The following is a 17,346-nucleotide window of genomic DNA, read 5'->3' on the forward strand; positions in this document are numbered from 1 at the left end:
CCACTCCGGCTGACCATGTTTGGCTACCTACGCACCGTGAGGTCATGGTCGCTGCCAATCGGATATCCGCTTTGGGCGTGCCCCCGCTCAAGGTGGGCCCTCCCCGGCTCCCGTGCGTCGAGCTGCGTGTCTGCATTCCACGCCGCCGCGAGTGTCATCTGCATTACACTTAGCGCGGTGTGGCCACCAGACGCGTTATCAACAGACGCCTACCCTGGCGAAACGGACGAGAGGAGCGCGACAGGCAGCTCTTTCCAGAGAAGGTCGAGGCCGGGTTGTGATGGCAGATCCATGCTGCAAGCGCGAAGAACATCGTGCGCTGTCGTCCCGACTGGACGATCCAGCTTGAGCGACGTGCCAGAGCATGCGTCGGGACCAAAAGCGAGGGCGCCCTTCTCCGACATCATCGGCGCGACGAGACGCGGAACGGCGACCAGCATCCAATCATCGCCCGCTTGCCGCAGGAAGGCGACAACGGAGTGACGCGCCGGCCCCTGGACTTCGATCGCCTGGTAGGTGCCCTCGGAAAAAAGGTGCGGAGCGCGTTTGCGCAACGCAAGGGTGCGCCGAATCAACGCCTGCTTGATTCGGCCGTCGCGCCAGTTCCGGGCGAGGTCCGGCAGTGGCGCAGCATCCATCTTCGCGCGGGCCGCAAAGTCCACCGGTCGGCGATTGTCGGGATCGACGAGGCTGAAATCCCAAAGGTCGGTGCCCTGATAGAGATCGGGCACTCCCGGCACGGAGAGCTTGAGCAGACATTGCGCCAGCCCGTTCACCGCACCGGCGGGCGCGATCCGATGAACGACCGCCATCAGCTCGTCGAGGAGATCGGGCATGGCGGCTTCCGCCACCAGCCGCAGGGTGAAGGACCGTGCGGCCTTTTCATAAGCGTCATTAGGGGCGGCCCAGTCGCTCTCCAGTTTGGCCTCTCGCAACGCCTTCTGCTGCCAGCCGCACAGCCGTTCGGCGAAGGCTGTCCGGCCGGCCAGGTCGTCTCGCTGGAGATCGAGCGGCCAGGCACCGACCACCATCTGCAGCAGCATCGCCCTGTCGCCTGGGGTCAGCTTCGAGCCGCCCGTATCGATCCAGCGCGACAACAGATTGGTCCAGTCGGGCGCGAGTTCGCTCACCACCGCGAGCCGTGCCCGCAGATCCTCGCCGCGCTTGTGATCGTGCGTGGCCGTCGCCAGCATCGTATGCGGATAGTCGGCGCGCCGGCGCTGCATACGCGCATGAAAGGCGTCGATATCGAGCGAGAAGGTCTCGATGTCGAAGCCGACATCGTTGCGCGAAAGAAGGCGACCGTAGCGATAGAAGCCGGTGTCCTCGACCGACTTGGCAGCCACCGGCGCGCTCAATTGCTGGAGGCGCGCCATGGCACGCGGCCACGAGCCGGATGAAATTTGAGGGGCCAGCATCACTGCAAGCAGCGGCTCGACGGCCCAGCGATCCGTCGGAAGGCAGGTTCTGCTGACCTGCTTCCCTGCCTCGCGCAGGATCTCCGCATCGTGGTCGGAAAGCACATCGCCCGCGCCATAGGTACGATAGACCGGCACGTGCGCCAGAAACTCCCCAAGCAGCCGGCGCAGGGTCGGCCGCGGCACGAGGTCTCCCACGAGGCCCTGCCAGGCCGCGGCGCAGGCTTCGAGTTGCGCGGAGAAGCTTCGCGCCACGATCTCGCGGCGTGCCATCAGCTCTTCGTCCGCGAAGCTTGCAGGCCGGCCGCTCAGCTGCGCCCAGGTCTTCGCGAGAGCTGCCTCGCCTCTCGGATCGTGCTGGAGTGCGCTCACCTCGTCCATGAAGTCGTAGCCCGTCGTGCCGTCGCAGCCCCAGTCTTTGGGCAGGGTCTCGCCCTTCAGCAGGATCTTCTCGACGACGAGCCAGGCGCGAGGCCGTCCATGCTCCTTGGCCAGCGTATCGAGCCGCTCGCGCAACAGCCGGCAATAGCCCGCCGGATCGGTCAGTCCGTCGACATGGTCGATGCGGAGACCGTCGATCACCCCCTCGGCATAGAGCCGCAGCGGCAGAGCGTGGACTGCCTCGAAAGCCTCCGGCCGTTCCATCCGCAGGCAGACCAGCTCGTTGATGTCGAAGAAGCGGCGCCAGTTGATGCGATCGCCCGCCACCCGCCACGAATCCAGCCGATAGTGCTGCCGCGCCAGCAGGTTCGGGAGGCTGCCACGGCCTTCGACGCTGCCCGCGGACAGAGGAAAGCCGTTCTCGAAGTAGCGCAACTCGGGCCGCCCATCACTGCCCTGCGCGACCGAGAGTTCCCCCGCTTCAATGACTTCGGAGAGCGGCCGCCCGAGGACGGGCAGCAGGATCTTCGCCGGTCCTTCGTCCGTCGGCTCCCAGTCGATATCGAACCACCCGGCATGCGGACTCGCCCGCCCCTGGCGCAGCACGTCGCGCCACCAGGAATTGCGGGGATCGGCGGCCATGTGATTGGGCACGATGTCGAGGATCAAGCCGAGGCCCACGGCCCGCAGCGCTGCCGCCAGCGCGAGCAGCCCCTGCTCCCCGCCCAGCTCCGGATTGACGATGGTCGGATCAATCACGTCGTACCCGTGCATAGACCCCGGCCGGGCGACGGCAATGGGCGAAGCGTAGACGTGGCTAACGCCCAATGCCGCGAACCAGTCCGCATGGCGGGCGGCATCGGCAAAGGTGAAATCGCGATGGAACTGCAGCCGCAGCGTGGCGCGCGGAATCATGGGCGGCGCGCGACGATGGCGGCGGCGCGGCGGGCGACCACCGGTTGGTCGAACAGTTGCGCCGCTGGCGGTTCGAGCCGGCGCCGCCAATTGGGGTGCTGATCGATCGTACCCGGCAGGTTCGGCTGATCGGTCAATCCCAAGAGATCCTCCACCGGTGCAAGCATGAGCGGCGCCGGCGAGCTGGCGACGAAAGCCAGCGCCGCGTCGACGGCGGGCGCCGGATCGTCCGGTGCGGGAGCAGGTCCTTCAGCCGTCCCGGCTGCAGAGAATGCCCGCCACAGCCGACGACGATCCCTCTGCCGGTCCTCGGTCTCGCCGCCGCCGGAAAGGCCGAGTGAATGCCTGACCTCGATATCGCTTCCGCTCCACCAGCCGGCGACGGTGGGTAGGTCGTGCGTCGTGGTCATCGACACGGCATCCCGCCGCCAGCGCGCCGGTGTGCGGAAGCTGCCGCGATTGCGCTCGAACCACATCACGTCCATTCCGGCGATGCCCGCCTCGGCGATGCGGCGGCGGAAACCGCGGGGCACGGTCCCGAGATCCTCGCCAATCACCACCGCGCCGTGCCGGTGCGATTCGAGAGCCAACAGGCGCAGGAAGTCGTCCAGCGGATATTCGAGATAGGCGCCTTCCGCAGCCGACGCGCCTTCCGGCACCAGCCAGAGGCGCTGCAGACCCATGATATGATCGATGCGGACGCCGCCGGCATACCGCATGGCCGCCCGCACGGTCGAAAGAAACGGATCGAAGCCCGTCGCCACGAGCGCCTGCGGCGAGAAGCCCGACAGGCCCCAGTCCTGTCCCGCACGATTGAACTCGTCGGGCGGCGCGCCGATGTTGAGCCCCAGCAGCAGATCGCTCTGCCGAGACCAGGCGTGGCTGCCGGCGCGGTCCATGCCGATGGCGAGGTCGCTGATCAGGCCGATCTTCATGCCTGCACCCACCGCCGACGCTTGCGCGGCTTCGAACGACCGCGCAGCCAGCCACTGCAGGAACTGGTGGAAACGGACCATGCGTCCTTCGGCAGTCAGAAAGGCGGCCATCTCCGGATCGTCCGGTCGAGTCAGTCCCTGCCGGAACGACGTGGGCCAATCGCGCCAATTGCCGAGCGCCGGCTGGCTGCCCATCCACTTGCCGTGCAATGCCTCGAACAGTGCATGGCCCTGCAGCAGGTCGCCGCCCTCGCGCACAAAACCGTCGAATGCCCTGGCGAGTTCGGATCCGCCGGCAATCTCCTGTGCTTCGAAATCCTCATACAGGCGGCGCAGCAGGCCAAGCTTGGCCTCCGCCGCCGGCCGCCAATCGACCAGCGCCGCCTGCTCCAGGGCCATGCCCTCGCGTCGATGCTGGGCGACGCGCTCGGGTCCGAAGACGATCTCGGGATCGGCAAACAGGGGGTTGAAGAAGAGACGGCTCGACGGTGAATAGGGTCCATATCGGCCAGGATCGGCAGCGAACAGACTGTGCACCGGGCTGAGCGCAATCGCATCCGCCCCGTGTCGAGCCGCCCCCTCGGCCAGCTGGCGCACCGCCGTCGCATCGCCGATGCCACCATCCCCGGCGCGCCGCAGACTGTAGATCTGGGCCGCAACACCCCAGAGATGCTTGCCCTCGGCGCGATCCTCTATCGTCACGCACCGCGGCGGCGCGACCGCGACCGTGAGTTCGCGATCGCCGAATTCCAGCCGGTGATAACCTACGCGATCGAGAGCGGGCCCGACCAACCGGTCGCCGCGCATTGAGAATCTGAGCGTCGCAACGCTGCCGTCTTCGTAAGTGATTTGTCCGCGGGCAGCGCCCCCGGCACGGCCCGGAAGCGTGAGGCGGGCCCCCGCTTTCATCGTGACCAAGGGTGGCAAGGTATTCGGCCGACCGACTTTCTGCCGACTGGCCTCGATGTCGGTGGCTGTTGCCGTCCCTAACCCGAGGGCGTCCAGAATGCGGTGGAGCGACTCGATCGACACCTGCTGCGGGATGCCGAGCGCATCGGTCCAGCTCTCGGCGAGGCCGGCCGCGCGAGCAAGCTCGCGGATGTCCTCGTCGCTCACGGTGCCGGCACCAGAAGCGCCACCGTGGTGGCGCCGGCGATCCGGCCACCACGCACAGAGTCCACCGCGCCGGGGCGCGATTCGAACAGCAGATTGCCCTGCACCTGCTCGATCTGTGCGGAGTCGCGCCCGAGATTGGAGGCAACGACAAGCGTCGTGCCATCGCCCAGCCGCCACCGGGCCACGACCGTCGAAGGCTCCACGGCAGAAGAGCCGAGCGACCTCGCACCCTCGAGCCTCGGCGTCAGCGCCTCGCGACGAATGTTGAGAAGCTCACGGTAAAGACGTTGACGCGCCGCGCCGTGCCTGGCATCCGGCACGAGACGGCTTCGCTCGAACGTTTCGGGCTCGTTGGGGTCGGGAATGCTCGATGTCCCCTCTCCCGGCGCAAACCCCTCGAAGCCGGCAAACTCGCGGCGGCGCCCTTCACGAACCGCATCGGCGAGATCGCCGGTATGGTCGGTGAAGTACAGGAACGGCGAGGTGGCGGCCTGCTCTTCGCCCATGAAGATCATGGGCACGTGCGGGCAGAGGAGTTGCAGGGCAATCGCGGCTTCAAGCCGGTCCGGGTCGACCTGGCTGGTCAGACGGTCTCCGAAGGGACGGTTGCCGATCTGGTCATGGTTCTGGAGGAACAGAATGAAGGACGTGGGCGGCAGGTCGCTGCTGGGTGTTCCGCGCGCCTCGCCCTTGCGATAGGCAGAGGGATCGCCCTGATAGACGAACCCCTCGGAGAGCGCACGGGCCAGTCGCTCCGACGGCCGGTCCGCATAGTCGGCGTAATACCCGTCTTTCTCACCCGTCAGCATTGCATGCAGAACGTGATGCGCATCGTCGTTCCACTGCGCATCGAAGTCCCGGCGCAGGTGATCGGCCACGTTGCCGTCATGCTCAAGGACGAGATGCACATGCCGGCCGGGCTCAACGGACCGGCGAACCTCGGCCGCCATCTCGTCCAGCCACTCGGCTTCGGAGATCGCATGCACCGCATCGAAGCGAAGTCCGTCGAACCGGTACTCCTGCAGCCAGTACAGGGCGTTCTCGGTGAAGTAGCGGCGGACTTCGGGTCGGCGGAAGTCGATCGCCGCTCCCCACGGGGTCGCGATATCGTCGCGGAAGAAGGCCGGCGCATAAGCGGAGAGATAATTCCCGTCGGGCCCGAAGTGATTGTAGACCACGTCGAGGAACATCATCAGCCCCAGACCGTGCGCTGCATCGATCAGTGCCTTGAGCTCATCAGGCGTTCCGTAGCTCCGGTCGGGGGCAAAGGGCAGCACGCCGTCGTAGCCCCAGTTCCGGTGCCCCGGAAAATCGTTGATCGGCATCAGCTCGACGGCCGTGACGCCGAGTTCGGCCAGCACCGGCAAGGCCGCCTGCACGCCTGCGAACCCCCCGAAGGCGCCGGCATGCAGTTCGTACAGCACCGTCTCGTGCCACGGACGACCCCGCCAGTCCGGATGCCGCCAGTCATAGCCGCGAGGGTCAAAGACCAGACTCGCTCCATGAACGTCTTCCACCTGACCGCGCGAGCCTGGATCCGGCACCGCCACGCCATTTTCCAGGCGATAACGGTAGCGCGCACCCGCCGCGCAAGGAGCTTCCGCTTCGAACCATCCGCCGTCGACCGACTTCATCGAAAGGGGCGCGGCGCCGTCGATCTCCAGGCTGACATGCTTCTGGACCGGGGCCCAGAATCGGAAGCGCGTCGCGCCCGAGGGGAGCAACGACGCGCCGAACGGCAGGTCATGGACGAACTGGTTCTTCATCCGTGCGCCTTGGTGGCCAGCGCCAGCACCACACTGCGAGGTCCGACCATCAACTCATCCTCCTGCAACTCGCGCTCCGGGGCTTCGGGCGCAGCGCTGTCGAGGACAATGCGCGTCGGCCAGCGCGGTTGCGGCAAAAGGAATTTGTGCTCCGCACTATCTGAATTGAAGAAGGCGGTCAGCATCGTCACCGAACCGTTGTCACGGCTCGCACGCCGCAACACGAGGCAGCGATCCTCCGCGTTGTTCCACGACTCGGTGGACACGACCTCGCCGGAAGCATCGAACCAGGCGATATCGGCAACGGCTTCGGCCGGATGTTCCAGACCGTGCAGAAAGTACGGCGACCGCAGCACCGCATGTTCGTGCCGCAGCGCCACGATGCGGGCCACGAAGGCGGCGAGGCTCCTGCCCTCCGCCTGCTCGATCAACGACCAATCCAGCCACGATGTCTCGTTGTCCTGGCAGTAGGCATTGTTGTTGCCGTTCTGCGTGCGACCGAATTCGTCGCCGCCGAGCAGCATCGGTGTCCCCTGCCCGAGGAAAAGCGTCGCCAGCATGGCGCGCTGCAGCCGGCCCCGCGTATCGAGGATGCCCGGGTCGTCGCTCGGCCCCTCCACGCCCCAGTTGTCGGTGTAGTTCTCGCCGTGACCGTCCTTGTTGTCCTCGCCATTGGCTTCGTTGTGGCGCTCGACGTAGCTCACAGCGTCCAGCAGCGTGAAGCCGTCGTGAGAGGCCACGTAGTTGATAGAGGCCCAGGGGCGGCGATGGCGCCGATCGAACAGATCGCTGGACCCCGCGAGGCGGGCGGCAAAATCGGCCCGCTCACCCGGATCGCCGCGCCAGTAGCGCCTGACGCCGTCGCGAAACCGGTCGTTCCATTCGGCAAATCCCGGCGGATGGTTGCCGAGCTGGTAGCCGCCGGGTCCGATGTCCCACGGTTCGGAGATCAGCTTCACTTTCTGCAGCACGGGATCCTGACGAATCGCGTCGAAAAAACCCGAGCATGGATCGAACCCGTGCGCCTCGCGGCCCAGAGTGACTCCGAGATCGAAGCGAAAGCCATCGACGTGGAACGCCGTGACCCAGTAGCGAAGCGAGTCCATCACCATTTGCAGCACACGCGACGTCGACAGGTTCAGCGTGTTGCCGGTGCCGGTGTCGTTGATGCAGTGCCGCGGATTGTCCGGAAGGAGACGATAATAGCTGGCGTTGTCGAGGCCACGGAAGGAGAGCGTCGGCCCAAGTTCGCTGCCTTCGGCCGTATGGTTGTAGACCACGTCCAGGATGAGCTCGAGCCCTGCCGCATGCAGACGACGGACGGCAATCCGAAGCTCGTCGAGCGTTCCGTCGGAGAGATACCGCGGCTCCGGCGCGAAGAAGCCGATGCTGTTGTACCCCCAATAGTTCCGCAGGCCCTTTTCAAGCAGCGAGCGATCCTGGACGAAGGCATGGATTGGCAGCAACTCCACCGTCGTCACGCCGAGCCGGCGCAGATGGTCGATGAACACAGGGTCGCCCAGGGCCGCGAAGGTGCCCCGCTCGTGGGGACGCAAATCCTGGCGCATCTGGCTGACACCCCGGACATGGGTCTCGTAGATCACCGTGTCGGACCAGGGCACCGCGGGCGGCCGGTCGTCGGCCCAGTTGAAACTCTCATCGGCCACCACGCCCTTCATGACACCGGGCGCACTGTCGCGCCGGTCGAAGGACAGGTCGGCCCGCGGAGAGTTCACCCGATAGCCGTAGAGCGCGTCGGCATTGCGCATTTCGCCGGTGAGACGCCGGGCATAGGGGTCGAGCAACAGCTTGTGGGGATTGAACCGATGGCCCGCCTGCGGCTCGTAGGGACCATGCGCGCGATAGCCATACACCAGGCCCGCCCGGGCGTTCGGCAAGTACCCGTGCCAGACCTCGTCGGTGCATTCCGGCAAGTCGAAGCGTGCGATCTGCCTTCGCCCCGAGGGATCGAACAGGCACAGTTCGATCCGGGTCGCGTGCGCCGAGAAGACCGCAAAGTTGGTGCCGAGACCGTCCCACGTGGCCCCGAGGGGATAGGACGAACCCGGCAGGAGCCGGTCGGGCCACGACGAGGCCACCAGCTCAATCCTCGCTGCGCAGGATCACGGTCGAGAGCGGCGGCAAAGTGAGTTGGATGGAATGGGAGTGCCCGTGTGACGGCGTTTCGACGGCCGTCACGCTGCCGTCGTTGGCCAGGTCGCTGCCGCCATAGAAGCGGGAATCGGTGTTGGCGACCTCCCGCCAACGGCCCCCTTTGGGCACGCCGATGCGATAGGCGTAACGCGGCACCGGCGTCATGTTGCACACGACGAGGAGCGGCGGGGCCGAGGATGAGGTGCGAAAGAACGCGTAGACCGAGTTGGCGCGGTCGTCGCCCACGATCCAGGAGAAACCCGAAGGATCGCAGTCGGTCTCATGCAAGGCAGGCTCGGCGGCGTAGAGGTGGTTGAGGTCGCGGACCAGGCGCTGAATGCCGGCGTGCGCCCCGTCGTCGAGCAGCTGCCAGTCGATTTCGGTGTCGTGGTTCCACTCGCGCTCTTGGGCGATTTCGCAGCCCATGAACAGCAGCTTCTTTCCGGGATGCGCCCACATGAATCCGAAATAGGCGCGCAGGTTGGCGAATCGCTGCCAGCGGTCCCCGGGCATCTTGCCGATGAGGGACCCCTTCCCGTGCACCACTTCGTCGTGGGAGATCGGCAGCACGAAGCGCTCGGAGAAGGCATAGACCAGACCGAAGGTCATCTTGTCGTGATGGTAGGCGCGATAGATGGGCTCGTGCTCGATGTACTGCAGAGTGTCGTGCATCCAGCCCATGTTCCATTTGAACGAGAAGCCGAGCCCCTCCGGCAACGGCGCCGTGACGCCGGGCCAGGCCGTCGATTCCTCGGCCACCACGATGGCGCCAGGACAGCGCTCGCCGACGACGGCGTTGAGATGGCGCAGGAAGCCGATCGCCTCGAGATTCTCGCGTCCGCCGTAGACATTGGGAATCCATGCATCAGCCGGCCGGCTGTAGTCGCGATACAGCATCGAGGCCACGGCATCGACGCGCAGCCCGTCGACATGGAAGCGCTCCAGCCAGTGCAACGCGCTGGCGATCAGGAATCCCTGCACCTCACGCCGGCCGAAATTGTAGATGTAGGTATTCCAGTCGTGATGGTAGCCCTCGCGCGGATCCAGATGCTCGTAGAGAGCCGTGCCGTCGAAGCGCGCCAGCCCGTGAGGGTCGGTCGGGAAGTGTGCGGGGACCCAGTCCAGAAGCACACCGATTCCGGCGCGATGGGCTTCGTCGACGAAGCGGGCGAACGATTCCGGCGGGCCATAGATCGCCGCAGGCGCGAACAGGCCGAGCGGCTGATAGCCCCACGAGCCGCCAAACGGATGCTCCGTCACAGGGAGCAGTTCGACATGGGTAAAGCCCATCTCCTTGACGTAAGGGATGAGCCGCTCCGCGAGGAAATCCCAGAGCGGACGCTCTGCAGCACCCGCCCCTGTCTTCTGCCTCATCCACGAGCCGGCATGCACTTCGTAGATGGAGATCGGAGACGCTGCCGACTGCCGGTCGGCCCGACCGGCCATCCAGTCCTCGTCATTCCAACGCAAGCCCGCAGCCGGGGCAGCGACGATCGACGCCGTGCCAGGCGCCAGCTCCGCCTGCTGGGCGACCGGGTCTGCCTTGTCGGGCACACGTCCGCCGTCCGGTCCGAGAATGTCGAACTTGTAGCGGGTTCCCGCACCCAGACGCGGGATGAAAATCTCCCACACGCCCGCAGATGGCCGCAGGCGCATCGGATGCCGGCGCCGGTCCCAGGAATTGAAGTCGCCGATCACCGCCACGCGTTGGGCATTCGGTGCCCACACCGCAAAACGCACGCCCTCCACCCCGTCCATCGACAGGGCATTGGCACCGAGGGCTTCGGCCAGTTCGAAGTGTCGCCCCTCATTGAACAGATGAAGATCGAGGTCGCCCAGGGCGGGGCCAAAGGCATAGGGATCTTCCGTCTCCTGGAGGGCGCCGGGCCACTGGATCCGCAGCAGGTAGGCGCCAGCCCGCGCGACCGGTCCCTCGAACAACCCGGACACGAGTCCCGCCGACAACGTACCCAAAGATCGCCCGTCGTCTCGCCCCACGATCTCGACCCCCTCGGCGCCCGGCACGAACACGCGCACGATCCGGTGAGAGCCGTCTTCGTGCGGTCCGAGCGCGGCGAATGCGTCGAGGGGCCTCCCAGCCGCCAAGGCCTCCGCCGAATGTCGATCGAGCTGGCCCACAGGCGTTACCCCGCTCATGCGCTTTCCTGAGGAGGCGTTTCCCTCAGCAAGCGGGCTGCGAGGCGAGACAGGCCAGACATCGGGATCGGTATCCATGCCGGCCGGTTCGCGGCCTCGTAGCAGATCTCGTAGGCAGCCTTCTCCGCCAGGAAGAAGTCAAGGAGGTCGCCGCGGTCCATGCCCGTCAGGCCGACCGTGGCCGCGCGATAGGCCTCGAGGAAGGCCCGCTGAGCACCCCTGCGCAGCCGGGTCACAAGCGTCAGTCGGCGCGCCGGTGGGATCCGGTTTGCGATCAGATTTTTCGGATCGAGGGTCGCGGCAGCCGCATAGTCGAACGAGCGCAACAGACCCGCCACGTCGCGCATGGGACTAGCCTTGCGCCGTCGCTCCTCCAACGGCCGGGCGGGTTCACCCTCGAAGTCGATGATGTACGCGTCGGCGCTGGCGATCAGTACCTGACCGAGATGGAAGTCGCCATGGATGCGCGTAACGACCGAGTCGAGGCCGCTCTCGACGAGTTGCTGAAGCAGCGCCGTCAGCGCCTTGCGCCGCTCGAGAAGGCGCCTTGCGTCCGCCGCCGCCGCCTCGTTCTCCCAAGTCGTGACGCCCGCAATCGCGTCCATCGCCTGATCGAGCAGTGCAACCGCCCGCGCGCTCCACGCCGCCACGTCCTCCGGACCGGCAGTGCGCGGCGAGAACGCTTCGTTGTCAGTCGGGCGGGCAAGGACCTGGTGCATGGCACCAAGCTGACGGCCGATCGTCCCCGCGAACGCGTGATAGTCCTCGATATCGTCGTCACGCGAGTCGGCGGTTGCCTCCCGGCTGGCGAGATTGTCGAGGGCGCGGTTGAACTGGTTCAGAGTCCAGGTCCAGGCATCCCCCTGGTTCCGCACGAAGGCCTGCGCGATGCCTAGGGCATGACGTTCGCCGTCAGGCCCGATCCGGCTCACTTCGCCCAGCAGCGCCGGCGAATTGGCAAAACTCTGGCTGGTGAGATAACGGCTCATCTCGGCCTCGGGGTGTTCACCCGCCTGAATGCGCCGGAATATCTTCAACATGACCGCATCGTCGACGATCAGGGAGCTGTTCGACTGCTCCGCGGTGAGCCACATGACTGCCGCATCTGCCGGGCGGTTCAATAGCTCCGCCTTGTCAGGCATGGACTCGAAGACGATCTTGCCCTCCGGCCCGTCGATCGTGGCCCCGGTCGCCATGGCAGCCAGCATTTCCCGCGCGAACTCAGGTACTGCGAAGGCATCGGTGAGCAAGCCGATACGGCGTCCCTTTCGTACCCGCGCCAAGGCAAGCTGCGAGGGCAGCGCCGAACTCTGCTCGTCTTCCCAGCTCACCGACAACGGCAGCAGCCAGCGGCCGGTCTCGTCGCCCGCCGTCACCTCGATCTCGCTCATGAGAAGGTCGCGCGTACCCCCCCCGGGGAGCCGTGCCAGATAGGCGAAGCGCGAGGACTTCAGGGGCTTGTCCTTGGCGCCGAACCACCGCCGCTTGGCAAGATACGGTGGCAACGACTCCCGCTCCAACACAGGCGCGGCAGCCTGCACGCCCTCACCCAACGGTCCGCGCAGCACGACGGTGACGTAGTCGGGCAGCGGTTCCGGCGCAGGTGTGTGCCACGACGGCGCCTCGGTCTCGCTGGCCAGGATGAACCAGTAGAACCCGTACGGCGACAGGGTGAGCAGATAGGTGAGCTGGCCCACTGGCGGAAACAGCGACCCGCCATTCAGCTCGATCGGCACACGGCCCGCAAACTCCGAAAGGTCGAGCTCGACTGCCTGAGGCGTCCGCGAGACGTTCGCGACGCAGAGAATGACTTCGCCGTCGAGTTCGCGAAGATAGGCCAGCACCTTTCGATTCTTTGGATAGATGAAGCGCAGCGTGCCTCGCCCGAAAGCCGCATGGGTACGCCGTACGGCAATCATCTTTCGCGTCCAATGCAGGATGGAATGCACGTCCCGGGTCTGTGCCTCGACATTCACCGTTTCATAGCCGTAGAGCGCATCCATAATCGTGGGCAGAGCGAGTGCCGCCGGATCCGCTCGCGAGAAGCCGCCATTGCGGTCCGGCGACCATTGCATCGGGGTGCGCACGCCATCGCGGTCGCCCAGCCGGATATTGTCGCCCATGCCGATCTCGTCGCCGTAATAGATGACAGGCGCCCCCGGCATCGAGAGCAACAGGCAGTTCATCAACTCGATCCGGCGTCGGTCGCGCTCGAGCAGCGGCGCGAGCCGGCGACGGATGCCGAGGTTGAGCCGCGCGCGCCGGTCGGTGGCGTAAGTCTCCCACAGATAATCGCGCTCGGAGTCCGTCACCATTTCGAGCGTCAGCTCGTCGTGGTTCCGCAGGAAGATCGCCCATTGGCAATTGTCGGGGATCTGCGGGGTTTGCCGCATGATGTCGGTGATGGGAAACCGGTCCTCGCGCGCCAGCGCCATGTACATGCGCGGCATCAGGGGGAAGTGGAACGCCATGTGGCATTCGTCTCCCTGGCCGAAATATTCCTTGGTGTCTTCGGGCCATTGATTGGCCTCGGCCAGCAGCATGCGCCCCGGATAGGCCCTGTCGATCTCTGCCCTGATACGTTTCAGTACCTGATGCGTCTCGGGCAGGTTCTCGTTGTTCGTGCCCTCGCGCTCAACGAGATAGGGTACGGCGTCGAGCCGCAGCCCGTCGATGCCCATGTCGAGCCAGAAATGCATCACGCCCAGGATCGCCTCGAGCACGGCGGGGTTGTCGAAATTCAGATCGGGCTGATGGGAGTAGAAGCGGTGCCAGAAATAGGCCTTGGATTCGGGGTCCCAGGTCCAGTTGGACCGCAGGGAATCGATGAAGATGACGCGCGTGCCTTCGTATTTCTGGTCGGTATCCGACCATACGTAGAAGTCGCGCTCAGGCGATCCCGGCGGGGCAAGACGGGCGCGCTGAAACCAGGCGTGCTGGTCGGACGTGTGATTGATCACCAGCTCGGTGATGACGCGGATGCCAAGCTTGTGGGCCTCCTCGATCAGGCGCTTCACGTCGTCGAGCGTCCCGTACTCGGGATGTACGGCGGTATACTCCGCGATGTCATAGCCATCGTCCCGGCGCGGCGACGGGTAGAACGGCAGCAGCCAGATCGTATTGATGCCCAGTTCGGCAATGTAGGAAAGGCGCGAGATCAGGCCAGGAAAATCACCGATGCCGTCGTTGTTCGAGTCGAAGAACGACTTCACGTGAAGCTGGTAGATGATCGCGTCCTTGTACCATTGCGGGTCGGTCGCAACTGGAAGCGTGACGGGGGTATCGGCGACAGGTGCGTTCATGCGGCGCTCCGGGGCGACAGGCGCCAGATGGCAAAGGGAAGGATGGTTGGGTCGAGGCGAAGGTGCTGGTTTTTGCCGTGCCAGGCGAAGCGGTTTCCGCGCACGAGATCCTCGGCCTCGATGGTACCGTCGTCGGGCAACTTCCATTCCCACAGGGGGATTTCGAACCCGGTTTCCTGAACACGATGGGGATCGAGGCTCACGGCGACGAGAACCATGTCTGCGGCGCCTGGGACGCGCTTGCCGTAGACCAGGATCTGGTCGTTTCCGGCATTGTAGAAAGTCACCCCAAGATGGCTCTGCAGCGCTGGATGGGACTTGCGCAGCCGGTTTAGCATCGTGATTTCCGCCACGATGTTCCCCGGCCCGTTGAAGTCACGCGGCCTGATTTCGTACTTCTCCGAGTCGAGGTATTCCTCGCGACCCGGCAGCGCCGCGGCTTCGCAGATCTCGAAGCCTGAATAGACACCCCACAGGCCGGACAAGGTGGCGGCAAGAGCGGCGCGGATCAGAAAGCCCGCGCGACCGGAGCTCTGCAGGAAGAACGGATTGATGTCGGGCGTATTGACGAAGAAATTTGGCCGGAAGTAGTTCGCGACCTCTGTCGTCGACAGTTCGACGAGATAGTCGGTGATCTCCTGCTTGCCATTACGCCACGTGAAGTAGGTATACGACTGCGAGAACCCGACCTTGGCCAGCCGGTACATCATGTTCGGCCGGGTGAAGGCCTCCGACAGGAACATGACGTCGGGATGGCGACCGCGGACGTCGCCGATCATCCAATGCCAGAACGGCAACGGCTTGGTGTGGGGATTGTCGACGCGGAAGATCCGGACGCCCTCTTCCACCCAATGCAGCACCGCGTCGCGCAGAGCGAGCCAGAGCGACGGAACCGCGCCCTTGGCGTAGAAGTCGACATTCACGATGTCTTCGTACTTCTTGGGCGGGTTCTCGGCGTACTTGATGGTGCCGTCGGGCCGACGCTTGAACCAGTCCGGATGCTCTCTCAGCCACGGATGGTCAGGAGAGCACTGGATGGCGAAGTCGAGAGCGATCTCGAGCCCCTGCTCTCGCGCCGCGACAACAAGGCGGCGAAAGTCTTCCGGGGTGCCAAGCTGGGCGTGGATCGCGTCGTGCCCACCGTCCTCGCCGCCGATCGCATAGGGGCTGCCGACATCGTCGGGGCCAGGCGTCAGAGTGTTGTTGGGTCCTTTGCGGTTCGCCCTGCCGATCGGATGGATCGGGGGGAAGTAAAGAACGTCGAAGCCCATTGCCCGCACGCGCGGCAAGGCGGCAATGACGTCGTCGAACGTGCCATGTCTGCGAACGTCGTCCGTGATCGAGCGCGGAAAGAGTTCGTACCAGGCGGCGAATTCGGCCTGCGGCCGTTCGATCTCCACCGGAAACGGGCCTTCGTCAGTGCGAAACCGCCGTTCGGCAGCGGCAGCGACGGTCGCGCGGGAGTCGACGGACGTGAGCAGCGCAACCGAGGCGGCCGGATCCGAGGCCTTCGCCTCGGCAAGTAGCGCCTTGATCTTCGGTGCCTTGGCCAGCTCCTCAAGGAAGAGGGTTGCTTCCGTCAACTCGACGGCAACATCGATCCCGGCGCGATGCTTGACCTCCAGGCCGTGTGCCAGACTGCCATATTCGTCGCGCCACGCTTCGACGGAGAAATAGTGGCGGCCGACCCGGTCCGGTGTGATCGTCGCGCGCCAGCGATCGTTGGCGATATGAGTTAGCTTCGCCGACCGACGTTCGTCTTCGTCCGCTGACCACCAGATGACTTCAGCGCTCAGCAGATCGTGGCCGTCGGCGAAAATATCGGCCTCGATGACCATTGGCCGGCCGACCACATGCTTGGTAGCAAACTCACCTGCGTTTACGGAAGGGCTCACGCGTTCGATGACGATGGGCGATTTTGCAGCGGCGGCACCGGCTTCGCGCTTGCCGGACTTCTTGCCGTTGCGCACTGGTGGCGTCGGTCTCACGTCGAGCACACGAACTTCTCCCGGTTCCAGACTGACGGGCTCGCTGCCGTCCATCACGCCCAAGGCAGCACCCGCTACCGGCGGCAGGATTGCGAGATCCAGAGGCAGATCACGAGTCGCGAATGGATCAGTGTTGAACGCGATGATGCTGCAGTGGCTGGCTGTGCGCGCATCGGCGGAATCGGTCCGCAGCAGGACGGTGACGGCTTCCGCCGGGCTGGTGAGGGGACGCAGCCCCCCGACCCTGCCCTTGCCAGCTGTTTCATCCGAAAGGCTGATGGCCTGCCGCAGCATTTCGGCGGCGCATCCCTGAGGAACCAGCAGACCATCGGACGTTGCGGCGGCCACCATCAAGGTCCGGGCAGCCAGGTTCGGCGGTTGGGCTTCCGCATCGAACGGTGCGCGCGCCACACCGATTACAGGGGCTATCCGCCGCAGCAATTCATGTTCTTCGACGTACCAGGTAGCCCGGCCGTCCCACCAACAGGTCGAAGCGAATACCGCCGACAAACTTGCATCAACCAGTTCGTCGACGCGGGACCACGCCAACCCGGGCGTCCACCCCCAGAAGGCGCAGGCCGTCTTGCTGCGAGCACGGTCCAGAATCCGAGGCAACGCATAGGGAGGGAGGTCCGAAAGCCCGACGATGCGAAACCCTTGGGCACCCGCGGCCACTAGTTCCGCAATCCGCTGCGCCCACCATTCAGAGGCGGGCTCCTCCGCATCTGCGCGCAGGAGGAGAGACGTCGCCACTCGGCGGTCAACCCTGGGATCGAGCGGATTGACGCCCGGCTGGCTGTCGTAAATGCCCCTCAGCGCCTTCGCAGATGCCCCGCCCGCGGAGATGCGAGCAAGAACGATATCGACGAACAGAGCGAGTCCCGCCCTTTCACAGGCCTGCCTCAGTGCTCGCACGAGCACCGCCGGCGTCCCTATCTTTGCCAAGGAGGTAACCGAGCGGGCGTGATCCGAGACCAACAGAGGGTCGGCGCCCGTGCCAACGTCGAAAACGGGCCCGACACAGATATGATTGAACCCGATGGCGGCAGCCTCGCGCACGATCGTTTCGAAGGTGCGCATGTCGCCCAGCCGACGCAGGTCAACATGGAGCACCGTAACGGCACTCCCCTTCACGGTGGCGGGCACGACCGGCGCCCCCAAACTCGTTCTCTCCCTCATGGTCAAGAAACCCCGCGCTTTCCAAGAGGTTGCAC

7 protein-coding genes are annotated in these 17,346 nt (G+C 65.4%); all 7 read right to left on the minus strand.

Annotated elements, in window-relative coordinates; all coding sequences use genetic code 11:
- Positions 1 to 209 precede the first annotated feature (209 nt).
- Genes treY through ACQY78_RS05550 form a run of 7 tightly spaced genes read right to left on the minus strand, consistent with a single transcriptional unit; the run spans position 210 to position 17,278 of the window.
- Positions 210 to 2,714: a malto-oligosyltrehalose synthase gene (treY, locus tag ACQY78_RS05520; protein ID WP_428683532.1), complete on the minus strand. Its 2,505-nt coding sequence runs from the start codon at positions 2,712 to 2,714 to the stop codon at positions 210 to 212.
- Positions 2,711 to 4,765 carry a 4-alpha-glucanotransferase gene (malQ, locus tag ACQY78_RS05525; protein ID WP_428683534.1) on the minus strand — a complete coding sequence of 685 codons (2,055 nt, stop codon included), beginning with the start codon at positions 4,763 to 4,765 and terminating at the stop codon, positions 2,711 to 2,713. The genes treY and malQ overlap by 4 nt, the downstream gene beginning before the upstream one ends.
- Positions 4,762 to 6,531 carry a malto-oligosyltrehalose trehalohydrolase gene (gene treZ, locus ACQY78_RS05530; protein WP_428683536.1) on the minus strand — a complete coding sequence of 590 codons (1,770 nt, stop codon included), beginning with the start codon at positions 6,529 to 6,531 and terminating at the stop codon, positions 4,762 to 4,764. The genes malQ and treZ overlap by 4 nt, the downstream gene beginning before the upstream one ends.
- On the minus strand, positions 6,528 to 8,630 hold the full coding sequence (gene glgX / locus ACQY78_RS05535) for a glycogen debranching protein GlgX (RefSeq protein ID WP_428683538.1): 2,103 nt from the start codon (positions 8,628 to 8,630) through the stop codon (positions 6,528 to 6,530). Before glgX ends, treZ begins: the two co-directional genes overlap by 4 nt.
- Before the next feature lie 4 nt (positions 8,631 to 8,634).
- Positions 8,635 to 10,842: a 1,4-alpha-glucan branching protein GlgB gene (gene glgB / locus ACQY78_RS05540; protein WP_428683540.1), complete on the minus strand. Its 2,208-nt coding sequence runs from the start codon at positions 10,840 to 10,842 to the stop codon at positions 8,635 to 8,637.
- Positions 10,839 to 14,144 carry a maltose alpha-D-glucosyltransferase gene (gene treS, locus ACQY78_RS05545; protein ID WP_428683542.1) on the minus strand — a complete coding sequence of 1,102 codons (3,306 nt, stop codon included), beginning with the start codon at positions 14,142 to 14,144 and terminating at the stop codon, positions 10,839 to 10,841. The genes glgB and treS overlap by 4 nt, the downstream gene beginning before the upstream one ends.
- Complete coding sequence (locus ACQY78_RS05550) at positions 14,141 to 17,278, minus strand: alpha-1,4-glucan--maltose-1-phosphate maltosyltransferase (RefSeq protein WP_428683544.1); 3,138 nt, start codon at positions 17,276 to 17,278, stop codon at positions 14,141 to 14,143. Before ACQY78_RS05550 ends, treS begins: the two co-directional genes overlap by 4 nt.
- Between the last annotated feature and the right edge of the window lie 68 nt (positions 17,279 to 17,346).

Source organism: Reyranella sp. (assembly GCF_965279625.1).
Classification (GTDB): domain Bacteria; phylum Pseudomonadota; class Alphaproteobacteria; order Reyranellales; family Reyranellaceae; genus Reyranella.